The organism is Streptomyces sp. NPDC102441 (assembly GCF_044765585.1).
Classification (GTDB): domain Bacteria; phylum Actinomycetota; class Actinomycetes; order Streptomycetales; family Streptomycetaceae; genus Streptomyces.
In genome coordinates this window covers 72757-89115 of sequence record NZ_JBIWKH010000026.1, presented here as the reverse complement: position 1 = coordinate 89115, position 16359 = coordinate 72757, and the positions used below count along the sequence as shown (strand labels likewise).

Annotated in this window: 12 protein-coding genes; 10 read left to right on the top strand and 2 right to left on the bottom strand. The window is 71.5% G+C overall.

Translation table 11 applies throughout. The features are described 5' to 3' along the window. Positions 1–124 precede the first annotated feature (124 nt). A complete protein-coding gene (locus ACIREO_RS38270) occupies positions 125–2146 on the bottom strand; it encodes a thioredoxin domain-containing protein (protein WP_404119293.1) in 2022 nt (673 codons plus the stop codon). Positions 2147–2315: 169 nt separating this feature from the next. On the opposite strand from ACIREO_RS38270, the gene ACIREO_RS38265 reads away from it, so the two are divergent. From ACIREO_RS38265 to ACIREO_RS38230, 8 genes are all read left to right on the top strand, one after another. Further along, on the top strand, positions 2316–3833 hold the full coding sequence (locus tag ACIREO_RS38265; protein ID WP_404119291.1) for an MFS transporter: 1518 nt from the start codon (positions 2316–2318) through the stop codon (positions 3831–3833). Next, the gene (locus ACIREO_RS38260; protein WP_404119288.1) at positions 3830–4390 is read left to right on the top strand and encodes a TetR/AcrR family transcriptional regulator; all 561 of its coding nucleotides are present in this window, start codon (positions 3830–3832) and stop codon (positions 4388–4390) included. The genes ACIREO_RS38265 and ACIREO_RS38260 overlap by 4 nt, the downstream gene beginning before the upstream one ends. A gap of 146 nt (positions 4391–4536) precedes the next feature. Then, a complete protein-coding gene (locus ACIREO_RS38255; RefSeq protein ID WP_404119285.1) occupies positions 4537–5103 on the top strand; it encodes a Uma2 family endonuclease in 567 nt (188 codons plus the stop codon). A 184-nt stretch (positions 5104–5287) separates the two neighbouring features. Further along, a complete protein-coding gene (locus tag ACIREO_RS38250) occupies positions 5288–7504 on the top strand; it encodes a protein kinase (RefSeq protein WP_404119283.1) in 2217 nt (738 codons plus the stop codon). Then, positions 7501–8799 carry a hypothetical protein gene (locus ACIREO_RS38245; protein ID WP_404119280.1) on the top strand — a complete coding sequence of 433 codons (1299 nt, stop codon included), beginning with the start codon at positions 7501–7503 and terminating at the stop codon, positions 8797–8799. Before ACIREO_RS38250 ends, ACIREO_RS38245 begins: the two co-directional genes overlap by 4 nt. Positions 8800–8858: 59 nt before the next feature. Beyond that, positions 8859–10754: an AAA family ATPase gene (locus ACIREO_RS38240; protein WP_404119277.1), complete on the top strand. Its 1896-nt coding sequence runs from the start codon at positions 8859–8861 to the stop codon at positions 10752–10754. Further along, the gene (locus ACIREO_RS38235; RefSeq protein WP_404119274.1) at positions 10751–11425 is read left to right on the top strand and encodes a 4Fe-4S single cluster domain-containing protein; all 675 of its coding nucleotides are present in this window, start codon (positions 10751–10753) and stop codon (positions 11423–11425) included. The genes ACIREO_RS38240 and ACIREO_RS38235 overlap by 4 nt, the downstream gene beginning before the upstream one ends. Beyond that, the gene (locus tag ACIREO_RS38230) at positions 11413–12054 is read left to right on the top strand and encodes an FHA domain-containing protein (protein WP_404119271.1); all 642 of its coding nucleotides are present in this window, start codon (positions 11413–11415) and stop codon (positions 12052–12054) included. The genes ACIREO_RS38235 and ACIREO_RS38230 overlap by 13 nt, the downstream gene beginning before the upstream one ends. Positions 12055–12132: 78 nt before the next feature. On the opposite strand, the gene ACIREO_RS38225 is transcribed toward ACIREO_RS38230, so the two are convergent. Further along, entirely contained in the window at positions 12133–13713 is a 1581-nt protein-coding gene (locus ACIREO_RS38225) for a glycosyltransferase family 39 protein (RefSeq protein WP_404119268.1), read from the bottom strand. 251 nt (positions 13714–13964) lie between these two features. On the opposite strand from ACIREO_RS38225, the gene ACIREO_RS38220 reads away from it, so the two are divergent. Further along, positions 13965–15215 (top strand): MFS transporter, encoded by a 1251-nt coding sequence (locus ACIREO_RS38220; RefSeq protein ID WP_404119265.1) that lies wholly within the window; start codon positions 13965–13967, stop codon positions 15213–15215. Between the two features lie 22 nt (positions 15216–15237). Next, on the top strand, positions 15238–16266 hold the full coding sequence (gene gntD, locus ACIREO_RS38215) for a guanitoxin biosynthesis L-enduracididine beta-hydroxylase GntD (RefSeq protein WP_404119263.1): 1029 nt from the start codon (positions 15238–15240) through the stop codon (positions 16264–16266). Positions 16267–16359: the final 93 nt, after the last annotated feature.

Below are 16359 nucleotides of genomic sequence, written 5' to 3'. Positions count from 1 at the left end.
AAACGCTCGGCTGGGAAACCCCAGCCGAGCGTCTGGCTAAACTCCTCGCGGCCTAGACAACCGACCACGTGTTGCAACGATCGCTAGAAACCGCCCCACGGCCGGGCCCTTCGCCGTGCCTCCGTCAGCCGCCCAGCTTCGCGGCCAGCTCCCTCACGTCCGTCGTCGGCGCGTCGCACACGAAGTGCCGGCAGACGTACGCGGTCGGCGCGCCGCCCACCGGTGGCCGGTCCACCAGCAGCGGGAACTCGGTACCCGCGTCCGGCCCCTCGCCCGCCGCGACGACCGCGCCGGGCGCCCGGCCCAGCAGCGCCGTCCGGTGCAGCTCGCCGGCGACCGGCCCGGCCACCGCGACCTCGCGCGGGCCGTCCAGCAGCGCCTCGGCGACCGCCAGCCCCCAGCCGATGAAGCGGGGAGCCTTCGGGCCGAGCGCGCCGACGATCGCGAGGGCGCCCTCCGCCGCCGTGCGGTGCGCCTCGGAGCCGGTGTGGGCGGCGTACGAGAGCAGCGCGCCCGCGGCGGCGGTCCAGCCGGCCGGGGTGGCGCTGTCGGTGGGGTCCTGGGGGCGGCGGATCAGCTGTTCCGCGTCATCAGCGGTATCGAACAGCTGTCCGCCCTCGCCGGGGAAGCGCTCCAGCACGATGTCCAGCAGGAAGCCCGCGAAGTCGAGCCAGGCGCCCTCACCTGTGACGGAGGCGAGCGCGAGGAACCCTTCGGCGACATCGCCGTAGTCCTCCAGGACTCCGGAGTTGTCGCCCGCGCGGCCGTCCTTCGACGTGCGGCAGAGCCGGGCGACGTCGCCCATGTGCACCCGTACCAGCAGGTCGGCGGCCTCGGTGGCCCGCTCGACCAGGTCCGGACGGTCGAAGTACGCCCCGGTCTCGGCGAGCGCGGCGATCGCAAGACCGTTCCAGGCGGCGACGATCTTGTCGTCCCGCTCGGGGCGCACCCGCAGCTCGCGCGCCGCGAGCAGCCTGGCCCGTACGTCGGTGACCCGTGCGTCGTCCGCCGCCTCCCCGGCCTCCATGAGCCGCAGCACGGAGGAGCCCTCCTCGAAGGTGCCGTCCTCGGTCACCCCGAAGTACCCGGCGGCGAAGGCGGCGTCCTCCTCCCCCAGCACCTCGCGCAGCTGCGCGGGCGTCCACACGTAGTACGCGCCCTCGACGTGCCGCCCCTGCGTGTCCTCGCTGTCGGCGTCCAGCGCGGAGGCGAATCCGCCCTCGGCGGTCCGCAGCTCGCGGACCATGAAGTCCGCGGTCTCCAGGGCCACCCGGCGGGCCAGGTCCGAGCCGGTGGCCCGCCAGAGGTGGGCGTACACGCGGCAGAGCAGCGCGTTGTCGTAGAGCATCTTCTCGAAGTGCGGGACGACCCACTCGCGGTCCACCGAGTAGCGGGCGAAGCCGCCGCCGAGCTGGTCGTAGATCCCGCCGCGCGCCATGGCCCCGCAGCTGTCGGCGGCCATCTGCAGGGCGCCCTCGGCACCCGTACGGGCGTGGTGGCGCAGCAGGAACTCGATGACCATGGACGGCGGGAACTTGGGCGCGCCGCCGAAACCGCCGTGCTTCTCGTCGTAGTCACGGGTCAGCCGCAACAGCGCCTGCGCCAGTTCCGGTTCGCCCGGCAGGCCCCCCTCGCCGACGGCCAGGGAGCGTCCCGCGAGGTCACGGACGATGCGCCCGGCCACCTCGGCGACCTCCTCGCGCCGGTCGCTCCAGGCGGCCACGACCCCTTCGAGTACCTGCTGGAAGGAGGGCATGCCGTGACGGGGCTCGGGCGGGAAGTAGGTGCCGAAGTAGAAGGGCTCGGCCTCGTCGGTCAGGAAGACGGTCATCGGCCAGCCGCCCTGGCCCGTCGCGGCCTGCACGGCCTCCATGTACACCGCGTCGACGTCGGGCCGCTCCTCGCGGTCGACCTTCACCGGCACGAAGTGCGCGTTGAGATAGTCGGCGACGGCCGGGTCCTCGAACGACTCGTGGGCCATCACATGACACCAGTGACAGCTGGCGTATCCGACGCTGAGCAGCACGGGGACACCTCGTCGGCGCGCCTCCTCGAACGCCTGGGGCGACCACGGCCACCAGTCGACGGGATTGTCGGCGTGCTGGAGCAGGTAGGGGGAAGTGGTCTGCGCGAGTCGGTTGGCCATGCCCCCAATCCTTGCGCATGCCGCCGAGGGCCGTCCGACTGCCACGAGGAGAACAGGTGGACGGACGGGGCGGGTCCCGGGACCACGCCCCTCCCCGGCTCTTCAGGTGCCCGCCGCGACCGTCCGGGCGGATGCGATACTGCTTGTCATCACCTGAAGACATCACTTGATGACAAGCTATCGACGGCAGGAGATCCGCCTCGTGGATCCGATATCCACCCCCGTCCCCTCCTGGCAGCAGCGAGCGCTCGTCCCCGTGCTGGTCTCGCTCGGCATGCTGGTCGCGATCATCAGCAGTCTCGGCGCCCCGCTGATCCCGACGATCGCCGACGTGGACCACGTCTCCGTGGACGACGCCCAGTGGTCGCTCACCGTGACGATGCTGGTCGGGGCGGTCGCGACCCCGGCCATGGGGCGACTGGGCGACGGGCCACACCGCAAGCGCGTGATCCTCACCGGTCTCGTTGTGGTCCTCGTCGGGAGTCTGCTGGCGGCTCTGCCGCTGGGGTTCGCCTGCCTCATCGTGGGGCGGGCGTTCCAGGGTGTGGGCATGGGCCTGATACCGCTGGCCATCGCCACGGCACGCGACTCGGTGCCGCCGCAGCGGGCCCGGGCGGCGTTGTCGACGCTGTCGCTCACCACGGCGGCCGGTGTCGGTATCGGCTACCCGGTCACCGGACTGCTCGCCCACGCCCTCGGGATGTACGCGGGGTTCTGGTTCGCGGCGGCCGCCACGGCCCTGGCATTCGCCGCCGCGGCCCTCGTGCTTCCGAAGACCCCGCCGCGTACGGCGCACCCGATGGACATACCGGGAGCGCTGCTACTGGCGTTCGGCATGAGCGGGCTCCTGTTCGCCCTCACCCAGGGGGAACACTGGGGCTGGGGATCACCCCGGCTGCTGGTGCTCGGCGGCGTATCGGTTCTGGTGCTGGCCGGCTGGGCACTCCACGCGCTGCGCACCGAGCATCCGCTGGTGGATCTGCGGCTGGTCCGGGACCGTACGGTCTTCGCGGCACATCTGACCACCATGATGGGCGGCATCGGCATGTACCTGCTGATCTCCCTGGTGACCCGGTACATGCAGACGCCGTCGAGCGCCGGTTACGGCCTGGGGGCCTCCGTGGTGGTCACCGGCCTGGCCCTGGTGCCGTTCTCGCTGGGCAGTCTGGCGGCCGGCCGTGTGGTGCGGCTCCTGGTGCGGTCCCAGCCGCCGGCGCGACTGCTGCCGGTGAGCTGCCTGCTGTCGCTCGCGGCTCTGCTGACCTTCGTGTTCGCCCACGGCGGTCTGTGGCAGATCTTCGTGACGATGGCCCTGGCCGGGCTCGGCGTCGGCATGAACTTCGCGGTCACACCGGCTCTGGTCGTCTCAAGCGTTCCCGCGCACGAAACGGGCAGCGCCATGAGTTTCAATCAGGTCGTGAAATACATCGGTTATTCGGCCGGCAGCGCCCTGAGCGCCGTGATCCTCCAGGCCACCACCTCCCCCGGGCAGGCCTTTCCCCCCGAGAGCGGTTACCGGACGGCCGGGCTGACGGGCTGCGCGGTCTGGGCCGTCACAGCCGTGGCGAGCTACGTGCTGATCCGCACGGGAGCGCGTGGCGGCTCGGCCCGGGTGCGGGACGGACGGCCGGCAGCGGCGGACACGGAGGGCGCGGGCCTCGTTCCGGATGCCGGGGCGCAGCGGTGAGCGGCGAGAATCCGGGACGCCGGCGTGACGCGGCGCGCAGTCGTGAGCTTCTGCTGACGGCGGCGAGCGAACTGTTCGGTGAGCGGGGTTTCGACCGGACCACCATCCGGGACATCGGTCAGCGGGCCGGTGTGGACCCGACCCTGATCGCCCGCTACTTCGGCAGCAAGACGCTGCTGTACATCGCGGCGCTCGAGGCGGAACAGGGCGGTGCGGCCCTGGCCGACCTGTTCGAGGACGAGCGGCTGCGTGAGGTCTTCGACAGGACCGACCGGCGTGGCCCCGTCCCACTGCTCCAGGCCGCCGTGCAGCCGCTGGGCGACCCGGCGGCGCAGGAGGCGGCACGTGCGTTGCTGCACAAGCGGCTCGTCGGGCCCCTCCACGAACGTTTCGTCCGTAAAGGGGCGGACCGGCCCCGACTGCGCGCCGAGCTGGTGTCGGCCGCGATGACCGGGGTCCTGCTGGGCCGGCACTCCGGAGCGTTCGACGAGCTCGCCCACGCCGATCCCGGCGACCTGATCGAACTGCTCCGGGACACCCTCCTCAGCGAGAACTGACCAGGGAGGCACCCCCCGCGGGGCGGGGACAGCCACTCGGAAACGCCCCGGTTCCCCTGCGGTCGACCGCCGTGCGCCCTCTCACGGAACGGTAGGCTGACCAGGGCAGCACCGGACCTGACGAGCATCCTCGAAGGAGGTACGCCATGACTGCCGAGATGGTCGCGCCCGCATGGATGCATACGCAGATCAGCGCGGAGCAGTACGGCTCCTGGTCCGAGGAGCAGTGCGCCGGCATCGAGATCGTGGACGGGATGGTCGTCGTGATCCCGAGCGCCTCCAAGCGTCACAATCGGTTGGCCCGGATCCTGGCCAACGCCTTGGACGCCGCCGCAGGCCCGGACTGGAACGCCGACACGGACTTCGACGTCCGGCTGCAGGACGTGCCTCTCACCAACCGCCGTCCGGACGTCGTCGTCTACCGGGCGGAGACCATCGACCTCACACCCACCCGCCCGGAGCATGTGCTCCTGGTCGTCGAGGTCGTGTCACCCGGCTCGGAGACCACGGACCGGCTCGTGAAGGTGGACCAGTACGCCAAGTCCGCGATCCCCTTCTACTGGCGGGTCGAACAGGCCGCAACCGGTGTCCCGATCGTCTACACCTATGTCCTCGATCCCGCCACCAAGGCCTACAGGGACGGCGAGATGTTCACCGGCGTGATCAAGGCTGCCGTGCCCTTCTCCGTCACCGTGGACCTCGGCAGCATCTGACGCCACGGTCACGCACACACGGCGGCGGCCCGGCGGCTTGTTCTTGTCTCCGTCATCTCCGTGGGACACCCGGTCGGATAAAATTCCGCCCGGGGGGGGTGACGGGTTGGAAGAGTGGGCTGTGTCCGCTGATGTGACGCGTCGTGATGATGCCGGATCCGGCGGTGGGGTGCTGGACGCCGCTGTGACGCGTCGCGATGAGGGCGTCGGTTCCGCCGCACTGCTGCGATTACCCGCGGCCCTGGCCGAACGGTTCGTGGTGGTCGGGGAGTTACCGCACCAGGGGCGCGAGGCGGATGTGCTGCTGGTCCGCGACGCCGCCGGGGCCGAGTTCGTCGCGAAGGTGTACCGCAGTGGGGTCCGCGTCGCACCCGGGGTCTGGGAGCGCTTACGGGGGCTGGAAACCAGCCATGTGGTCCGTGTGGTCGAGACGGGCCACTCGGACGGGCGTGACTTCGAGGTCTCGGAGTACCTCTCCAGGGGGTCGCTGGAGGACCTGGCAGGAGACGGGACCGTGGCGCCGACGGCGGTCCTGTCCGGGATCGTCTCCCAGCTGACGGAGGCCGTGGCCCATCTGCACGCTGCGGGGATCGTGCACGGCGACCTGAAACCGTCGAACGTGCTCCTGCGCCGGAGAGAGCCGCTGGAGCTGGCGTTGGCGGACTTCGGAGTGAGCAAGTCGCTGGATGTGACATCCCGGTTCACGCAGCGCGTGTTCGGGACGCTGGCGTATTCGGCGCCGGAGTATCTGTTCGGCGCGGAGGTCTCCGGCTCGCAGGACTGGTGGGCGGTGGGGGTGATCACCCGTCAGCTGGCCACCGGCAGCGCCCCGTTCGAGGGGCTGTCGGAGCAGGCGGTCCGGCATCATCTGGCGACCCGGCCGGTCGATGTGTCGGACGTGACGGACGAACGGGTACGGCTGCTGTGCGGCGGGCTGCTCGCCAGGGATCCGGACCGGCGGTGGGGCGCTTTTGAGGTGCGCCGGTGGCTCGCGGGCGGCACCCCGGAGGTGGCGGAGGACCTGCCCGTCGGCACCGGGCCGGCGGGCACCGCGGGCAGCAGGCCCCTGCAGTTCAACGGTGTGAAGTACACGGAGAAGTCGGCGCTGGCCCGGGCGCTGGCAGCGGACTGGGAGACCGCCGCACGCCGGTTCTTCGTGTCCATGGGGGAACGGGACGACCCCAGTCAGGGCTGGCGTCAACTGCGCTCCTGGCTCGGACAGTTCGAGGAGCTTGAGCGCGACGACGCCGAGGACCTCGTGGACCTGATCGACATCCATCTGCCCGGCCCCGACGCGCCGGACACCAAAATGCTGCGGCTGCTGCTCTGGCTCGATCCGGCCATGCCGCCCGTCTACCGCGGCAGACGGATGCTCTCCGAGGACCTGCTCGCACTCGCCGAACAGGCCTCGTCCACCCAGGACGACACCGGACGCCTGGCCGCGCGGGAGCTCGTCGACGAGCTGTACACCCGCGACCTGCTCACCACCCTCGCGGCCTTCGGCGAGGACGCCCCCCGGCTCGCCGACGTCGACCATCGGTGGCGCGACCTGAACGCCCGGTGGGACGCCCTGCGGGAGTCGGCGGCACTGCCGCCCAGGATCCGTAAGGAGCTCATGGGCTCCGGGATCAGGGTGGAGTCGCTGGCCGTCGCGGTGGCCCCGGAATGGGCCCGGGCGCTGCGCCGGCGGATCGAGTCCGACGCGGCCTCCGTGCAGGGCAGGACCGGCTGGTTCGACGCGCTGCTCGCCGACGGCGGGGACCCTGTGCGCCACCTGGCGGCCACGCGCACTCTTCCGGCCGCTGTCGCCGAGGCCCACCGCCTGGAGGAGGTGCGCCGCGCTCACGCAGCGGAGGTGACGGCCCAGCAGCGTGAGTGGCGGGAGTCCGAGACGCACCGGCAGTCCGGCACCGGGGAGGCGGTTCTGCGCGCCCTGGGCGGAGTGGCCCTGCTGTTCGCGCTGCCGGTCGGTGTGCCGCTGGTCCTGGGAGCCCTGATCGGCGACGGTGAGTTCCTGCCGCGGTTCATCGCCGCCGCGACGGTGACCTTCGGCGTTCCGCTCGCCTGCGAGCTGGCGCTGGCGGCGAAGCTCGGACAGGCCTACCACCCTCGGTGGTCCCTTCAGACCCGCCTCGGCGGCCTCCGCCGCCGGCTGTCCGGCGGGCGGAAGGCACTGGCGACGGAGCTGCGGCCCATGCGGAGGACCACGGTCGCCCTCGGCGGCGGCTGCCTCCTCTATCTCGCACTCGCCACCGTGACCTGGGTGGTCGTCACCATGCAGATCTGGTCCCCGGTCCCCCTCCTGGTCGCGGCGGGGTACGGGATCTGGTCGTTCGTCCGGTACCGACATTGGCGCACGGCGCACGAGGCGCAGCGGACACAGACCATGGGGGAACGATGAGCGGGCCCAAATGTACGGCGTACCGGCGTGACCGGTCCCTCACCGCCGCGGCATTACGCGCGGCCGCACAGGACGCCGCGATCCGCGAGGCCACACGGCGCCGTGAGGAATCCGCCCGCGAGGCGGCCCTCCGGGCCGCGGCCGCCCGGGACGCGGCCGTACGCGAGGTGAAGACGCACAACGCGCGGATCGCGGCCCTCTCCGTGTCCTGCGAGGAGTTCAGGGAACGGCACGGGGCGGCGGTCACCGTGCGGCCTCCCGAGCCACTCCGCATCGGGACAGGGTCCACGGCCGAGCTGGAAGCCTGGTGCGCCGAGGCCGGCCGGGCGCTGGCCTCCGCGGAGCGGGAACTGCGGGAACAGGCCGCTCGCGCCGTCGCGTCGGGCCTCTTCGCCGAAGTGGCCGGCCACACCGCCGGGCGCCGTCCGGTCGATGCCGCCGAACTGTTCGCGGACCGCCCGGCCCCCTCCGGCGCCGCCGTCCCCGGGCATGAGGACGGAGCCGTGGGCGAGGACGCCGAACGGACCCTGGCCCGCGTCCTGTCGCGCCTGCTCACGGACTGTGGCGAGGACCACCGGGCGGCAGCCCGGCTCGCCGCGGCGCGGGTGGCCGGGGCAGCCACCCCTGGCGAAGCACGCACCTGGCTGACCGAGACGAGACTCCGGGTCCAGCGCGCCAACGCGGCCGCGGAGGCCGGACGACGCGACGCCGTCGAGGCGGTCGGGCTCCTCCATGACATCGAGGGCGCCCGGGAAGCGGACGTGGACCCGGTGCGGGCTCTGCTCGCGGAGGTCGTGGCCGGCCGCCGTACGCTCGACGAGCCACTGCGCACGCGGGCAGCCGGCTGCCGGGCCGCCGCCGAGGCGGAGGCCGAGCAGCAGTACGTGGTCGACACGCTGACCGACGCCCTCACCGACCTCGGGTACGACGTCGGCCAGGGATTCGAGACGCTCACCGTCACGGACGGCGCCCTGCGCCTGTCACGGAGCGAATGGCCCGAGCACGCGGTCAACCTGGTCGTCGACCAGCGGAGCGGTCAGATGCGTACCGCCCTGGTGCGCACCGCCGCCGGCAGCGGCGACGACGACTCACACACCGACGTCGAACGCGAGGAGCAGTGGTGTGAGGACTTCCATGAACTGCGTGGCCGCCTCGCGCAGGCCGGGCTGAGCACCGACGTCCAGGTCGCCGTCCCGCCCGGCCAGGTTCCCGTACCCCTGGCCGTCGCCCCCGTCGCCCCCGTCGCCACGGCGAGCACGCGGGCCGGCACCGGGTACCGGGAGCGCGATCGGTGATCCGCCCGGGGGACCGAGAGGTTCCGGACCGCCAGCCGGCACCCTGTGGAGGAGGATCCTTGTCCGCCGAGGACACGCGCGTACCTGAAGGCGTTCCGCCGACGGCGGGGCCTCCGTTCCTCCGGGAGTTCGAGGCGACGCTGCCCGTCCACTCACAGTTCGTGCTGTGGGGGAACCGTCATGACAGCTTCCTCGTCCGGGAGTCCGGCGGCGCGCGCACCCGTCTGCTGTCCTTGCCTGACCTGCTCTGGGAGACGCTCCGCACGAGCGGCTACGCGTGCCTGCTGGTGCACGACCCTGTCGACGGCCTCCGGGTGCACCTGCCGGCCGGTGCCACGGACGAGGAGGCCGCACGGGCCGAGGAGGCCGCGTCCCGGCTGCTTCCCCGGCGTCCGCGGCCGGGGACACTCCCCTCGCTGGAGACCCTGCGCACCCTGATGGCCGAGCTGGCCCGTCCGGCGCAGCCGATCCGGGCGGCGCTCGCGATCGACGACGCCTCCCGCATCGCGCGGAGTGCGACGGAGATGGAGCCGAACGAGCGGGACTTCTTCAGGTTCTGTGCCAGGCTCTCCAGGACCGCCGTTCCGGTGGGCGCTCCGGACGGCCGTACGACCCCGTTGTACAACCCCGTGATCTGGCTGGCGGACCGTGAGGGCGACCTGCCGGCCTGGCTCACCTCGGCGAACGACCAGATCCGGTCCATCGCGCTCCCGGTCCCGGATCTCGGCGACCGGCAGGCCACCGCGCGCCTGCTGATGAGGCTCTTCGGCGTCACCGACCTCGGCTCGGACCCGAGGGCGAGCGAGGCGTGCGACGCGTTCGCGGCCCAGACCGACGGACTCACCCTGCAGGCGATGATCGAGGTCACCCGGCTGGCCCGGGACCGCGGCCTGACGATGACGGAGCTTCCGGACGCGATCCGCATCTACAAGCTCGGCGTCATGGACAACCCGTGGAGGCGCGAGTACCTCCGCAAGCGGATCACGGACGGCCAGCACTCGATCCCGCAGCGCGTCGTCGGACAGCCCCAGGCCGTCACCAAGACCCTCGACATCCTGAAGCGGGCCGCCCTCGGGCTGTCGGGGGCGCAGCAGTCCCGGTCCTCGGACCGGCCGCGTGGCGTGCTGTTCTTCGCCGGTCCCACGGGCGTGGGCAAGACGGAACTGGCCAAGGCCGTCTCGTCGTTGGTCTTCGCGGACGAGTCGGCCTATCTGCGGTTCGACATGAGCGAGTTCTCCTCGGAGCACGCCGGGGACCGGCTGATCGGAGCGCCACCGGGTTACGTCGGCTTCGAGGCGGGCGGCGAACTGACCAACGCGGTGCGTCAGCAGCCCTTCAGGGTGATCCTCTTCGACGAGATCGAGAAGGCCCACCCGCGGATCCTGGACAAGTTCCTGCAGATCCTCGAGGACGGCCGGCTGACGGACGGGCGTGGCTCGACGGTGCACTTCTCCGAGTCCGTCCTCGTGTTCACCTCCAACCTCGGTATGAACGGGGAGGACGACAGCGGGCGGCCCGTGCCCCACGTCCACCCCGCCATGCCGTACGAGGAGATCGAGGAGCGTATGAAGGCGTCGGTCAGCGACCACTTCACCAGGGTCATCGGCCGGCCGGAGCTGCTGAACCGCTTCGGGGACAACATCGTGGTGTTCGACTTCATCGACCGTGAGGCGGCCGCCCGCATCTTCGCCATCCAGCTGGGCAACATCGTCTCCAGGGTCCACGAGGAGCAGCACATCGTCCTGGAAGTGGACCCCGCGGCGCGGGACGCGTTGCGCGAACGCTGCACCGACAACCCGCACATGGGCGGCCGGGGCATCGGCATGGCCCTGGAGTCGCAGTTCGTCAATCCCCTCGCCCGCGCCCTGTTCGACCGCGACCCGGCAGCGGGTGCGCACGTCCGGGTGACCGGTCTTCGGCGCGAGGGTGACATCGTCTCCGTGGAGCTGGCATGACGGCCTCCCCCGTCTCCCCCCGCCCCGTAGAGCTGATGCTGAACAAGGCGCACTACCCGGTGACGTCGCTCGGCCCCGGGACCCGGGCGGGCATCTGGACGCAGGGCTGCACGATCGGCTGTGCCGGGTGCGTCTCGCAGGACACCTGGGAAGCCGATCCGGGAACGTCCTTGGATGTCAAGGCACTTGAGGCGTGGCTTTCCGGGCTGCCCGATCCGCTCGACGGGATCACGGTCTCGGGGGGAGAGCCGTTCCAGCAGCCGGAAGCGCTCGCCGCGCTCCTGGAGTGGGTCGGCGCCTGGCGCCGCGAGCGGCCCGTGCCCCTGGACGTGCTCGTCTACAGCGGGTACTCCCTGACCCGGCTGATGAGGGAGCACCCCGCGCTCCTCGGCCTGTGTGACGCGGTGCTCACCGGTCCGTACGTCGAGCGCCTCAACAGCCCCGGACTGCGCTGGAGAGGTTCGAGCAACCAGCGTCTGACCGTGCTGACCGACCTCGGGCGCGAACGGTACGAGGGCACCGGACCGGTGGAGTCTCCGCCCATACAGGTCGCGGTGGCCGACGGCCGCATCTGGTTCATCGGCGTTCCCCGCCGGGGCGACATGGACCGCCTGAGCGCCCGGCTCCGGTCGGCGGGCATCACCATGGAAGAGGTGTCGTGGCGCAGCTGACCTGTTCGTCCTGCGGTCTCGCGGCGGAGGACGACGACCTCGTCTGCCGGGGATGCTCGGGAAACCTCAGCCGTGCCGTCGGCACCCGGTACCCGCTGCCGGGGCCTCCCCCGCACCTGCCCGAGGCCGGGGAGGAGGCGCCCGAGGTCTGCCCGCACTGCGGGGCGCCGGTCCCGGTTCCGGGCAATCAGGTCTGTGTGGCCTGTCAGCGGCTGCTGGCCGAGGTGCGCCCGCCGGGCACCGAGAGATCCGGCGAGCGGGCCCCGGACCCGGGGTCGACCCGCCGCGACGTTCCCTCCGCCCTGCTGCGGATCCGGTTCGGCGCGGTGGAGCGCACCGTGACTCCGGGCAGCACCCTGCTCCTCGGCCGCGATCCCGCCGCCCACACGACGCGCGGCCTGCTGAATCCCTACGACAACGTCTCCCGTCAGCACGCGACCGTCGGCCTGGAACCGGACGGCACCGCATGGGTGAGGGACGAGCACTCCACCAACGGGACCTTCGTGAACAGCAGTCCGGCCGCCGCCGGTGCGCGGACCCCCCTGCGGGACGGGGACGTCCTGAGACTGGCCGCGGACTGCACGCTCGGGATCGCTGTCGAGCAGCGGGGCGAAGGCGGCAGGCCATGAAGGCGACCCGGAGAGGCGCCAAGGTGGCCGTCGCCGCGATGACTCACCGCGGCGCCGGCACCCGTCCCCCGTAGCGGATCAGTCGCAGCTCTTGCCGCTGCCGGCCGTGACCGCCTCGGCCGTGTAGGGGCACTGGAAGCCGATCCAGCGGAGCTGCTCCCACAGGTGCGGCCAGGACATCAACGGGCCCCGGCACACCATGAACTTCTGGCCGTCGTCGGACACCGGCAGGTCGTTCCTGTACTCGCCGCGCTTCTCGCACGACTGGAAGAGCTCGCCGAACTGCTTCGGGTCGACGCCGATGGTGATCACGGTGGTCTTGTCCTCGCCGGGGATGCCGAAGTCGGCGTACGAGTTGTGGCCGCTGTACGCCTTCGGCAGCCCGTACTCCGGACCCCACTTGTCGATCGCGCCGGCCTGGCCGTAGTGGTTGCCGTAGATGACGGTGTGCGCCTGTTCGTCCGGCGGCAGCGACCGGTAGACGGCGCCCACCTGCTGGGTCATCGCCGGCCAGCCGACCTGGTCGAACTGGACGATGGCCATCTCGCTGAGGACGGCGTTGTTCGCGTACGCGTTGACCGGGAGCGTCGGCAGCAGCAGGATCGCGCAGCTCACCGCGTTGAGCCCGGTCAGTCCGCCGATCACCCCGATCCGCCGGGCGTTGCGCGCCCACCGGTCGACGACCACGGCCCCGGCGGCGAGCAGTACGTACTGCAGCGAGGTCGTGTAGGCGCCCTGCCCTCCGACGACCAGCAGCACGACCACCATCAGCGGGTAGGACCAGCCGACGAACCGGTAGGCCCGCCACTCGGGCCGGCGCATGAGCGCGACCAGCCCGGCGATCCACACCGGGCTCAGGAAGAAGCCGATGAGGAGGAGCTGCATCGGGATGAACGTGCTCCGGGACAGCGTCGCCAGCGCCTTGGACAGTGCGGCGCTCATCTCCAGCTGCGGCATGCCGTGCGTCATCTGCCAGATCAGCACCGGCGAGGCGATGACCACGGCCAGGCCGACCGAGGCCGGGAAGCGCCAGGTCCGGAACACCCACCGCGGTCCGAACACCAGCAGTCCGGCCCCGAGGCAGAGGAGCAGCAGAACCAGCAGGTACTTCGCTGTCAGGCCGACGCCGACCACGACGCCGATCGCCCACCACAGGCGGGTGTCGCGGGTGCGCACCATGCGGATCAGCAGCCAGGACGCCGTGATCCAGGACAGCTCGTCCCAGTTGTTCGTGCCCATGATGTGGCCGGTGTACATGACCAGGCCCGAGGCGAACGCCATGAACCCCGCGAGCATCTGCGCCCGGGAGCCGCCGCCCAGCTCGCGGGCGATCAGCGGGGCGAGCAGCACGGCGACGGAGGCCAGCAGCGCCGGGACCACGCGGAAACCGAAGAGGCTGTCCCCGAACACCGCCATCTGGAACTTGGCGACGAGTGCGACGAGCGGCGGCTGGTCGACGTAGCCCCACGCGAGATGGCGGCTCGCCGCCCGGGTGTAGAGCTCGTCTATGTGGTAGCCGTGCCGGGTGGCCAGCACCAGCAGGCACACCGTCATCGCGGCGGCGGTCAACGACACCGTCCGCCATGGCACGGGGGTCAGCCGGACCGGCGGCGTGGGCGCCTCCGGTTCCGATGAAGCGGTCGCTGTCGCGAAAGCCATCAAGGACTCCGTTCCGTCATGTCCGGCTGCCGTGCCGGGATGCCGGACACGGCTCAGCGCTCAATATCGGCGCGCGCGCCCGTGTCCTCAATGAACTTGAACCGTGCAGACATTGCGCAGGCCACGGCATCGGGCCGGGGCGGGGACGCGGCTGGCCTCGGAGTTTCGTCCACGGGGCAACTTCATGGCGGGTGCCACCCGCCGCCGGAAGACTCGGGGCGTCCGCTGCCGTCACACAGGGAAGGCACGGCATGACCACACCTCTGCCGCGTAACCGGAACTACCGCATTCTCTGGTCCGGCATGTTCCTCTCCGAGTTGGCCGGCGAGATCGCGTACATCGCGTTCCCGCTTCTCGTGCTCGCCCACGGGGGCTCGGCGTCCGCGGTCGCCGGCGTCGCCGCGGTGCTCGCGGGCGCCCGTACGCTGATCAGCCTGCCCGCCGGGGTCCTGGCCGACCGCGTGGACCGCAAGCGGGTGATGGTGGTCGCCCAGGGCGTCCGTGCGGTGGCGATGCTCAGCGTCGCCGTCACCGTCCTGACGGGCGACTGCCCGCTGTGGCTGATCCTGCTCGTCGCGGCCGTCGAGGGCGCGGCGGCCGGCATCTTCGTCCCGGCCGAGCACGCGGCCCTGCCCCAGGTCGTACCGGAGAGCCAGCTGTCGCAGGCTCTGGCGCGCAACGCGGCGCGGCCGTTCGCCGCGCTGCTGATCGGTCCGGCGCTGGCCGGCTTCACGTTCGGGCTGCACGAGGTGCTGCCGTTCACGCTGAACACCTCGGTGCTCGTGGTGTCGTTCGTGGCACTGGCGGCACTGCACCTGCCGCGCCGCGCCGCCGCGCCGCCGGCCGGCGACAAGGCCGAGGCCGCCGCCGCACCGAGGTTCGGCGGGTTCGGGCCGCTGCTGCGGATGCCGGTCGTACGGGCGACGATGATCTGGATCGTCGGCGTGAACCTGGCGTTCCACACCTTGGTCGTGCTCGTGCTCATCGTGTCGGGCGAGGACAACGTAGCGCCCGGTCAGATGGGCCTGATGATGACGTGCTTCGGCGCGGGCGGCCTGGTCGGCGCCCTCGTCGCCGAACGTCTGCACGCGGCGGCGCTGTCGCCGGGGACGCTGGTCATCGGATCGACCTGGGTCTTCGCCGCCGTCGCCGGCGCCATGGCGTACGCACCGCGCGGAGTGCCGCTCGGCATTCTGCTGGGCGTGGCCGCGATGGCCATGCCGGTCGCGATCACGACCGTGATCACCTGCCAACTGGCCGCCGTACCCGACGGTCTGCGTGGACGCCTGTCCGGCCTGGTCGGCCTCGGCTCCGAGCTGGCCGCCACGGCCGGTCCCATCGCCGCCGGCGTGCTGTCCGCCGTCACCCAGGACGGCGCGGTGCGCATTCTCGGCGCGGCCGCGCTGCTGGTGGTCGTCGCCGCCGGCGGCACCCTGAGCCCGACGCTGCGCCGCCTCGCGCTGCCCCAGCCGTCGGCCGAACACCATCCGGCGCACTCCTGACGACCGACAACGGAGGAAGAAGATGCTGAAGCTGCAGTTGCGCGACGAGGACATCGTCGCGATCGAGAAGATCACCGAGGAGGTCTCGGGGCGCTTCTCGTCCATCGAGGACCCCGCCCTGCACCGGGCCGCCCAGGTCTACGCACACGAGTTGCCCCGCGAACTGCGGACGGCCCTGGTCGACTTCAAGCTGACCGAGCCGTCGGGCGTGGTGGTCGTGTCCGGGCTGCCGGTCGACGACGCGACGCTCGGGCCCACCCCGCCGGACTGGCGCGACAAGGACGCCCCGGACGCGACGCTGCGCCTCGACATCCCGTTCCTCCTCATCGGCTGCCTGCTCGGCGATCCGATCGGCTGGGCCACCCAGCAGGACGGGCGGGTCATGCACGACATCTTCCCGATACGTGCCCACGAACACGGCCAGATCGGCTGGGGAAGCGCGGAGACGCTCACCTGGCACACCGAGGACGCCTTCCATCCCCTGCGCACCGACTACCTGGGCCTCATGTGCCTGCGCAACCCCGATGAGGTGGAGACGACCTTCGCCGACATCGCCGACGTACGGCTCGACGACGCGACGCGCGCGGTCCTGGAGGAGGAGCGTTTCAAGATCCTGCCGGACGACTCGCACCGTCCGCAGAACCAGGTCGCGGGCGGCCAGGAGGACCCCGAAGTGGCGGAGCTCATGCGGCGCAGCGCCGAGCGGGTGGACAGCGCCCTGCGGTCCCCCGAGCCGGTCGCGGTTCTCTTCGGCTCGCCGAAGGATCCGTACGTCCGGCTGGATCCCTACTACATGCAGGGTGTGCAGGGCGAGGACGAGCAGCGGGCGCTGGACGAGATCGGGAAGGCCATGGACAGCGCGATGGGCGGAGTGGCCCTGACTCCCGGCGATGTCGTCTTCATCGACAACTACCGGGTGGTGCACGGCCGTAAGCCCTTCCAGGCGCGTTTCGACGGCACCGACCGCTGGCTGCGTCGGCTGAATATCACCCGTGATCTGCGCAAGTCCCGGCACACACGGCTGTCGGCGGATTCGCGCGTAATTCACTGACGAGTAACTTATTCGTTTTCTGAATTTCTCCCGGAGCCTCGTACGGCGGGACGCGGCACCCACCCTCGAACCGACGGCGATTTCCGGGAAATA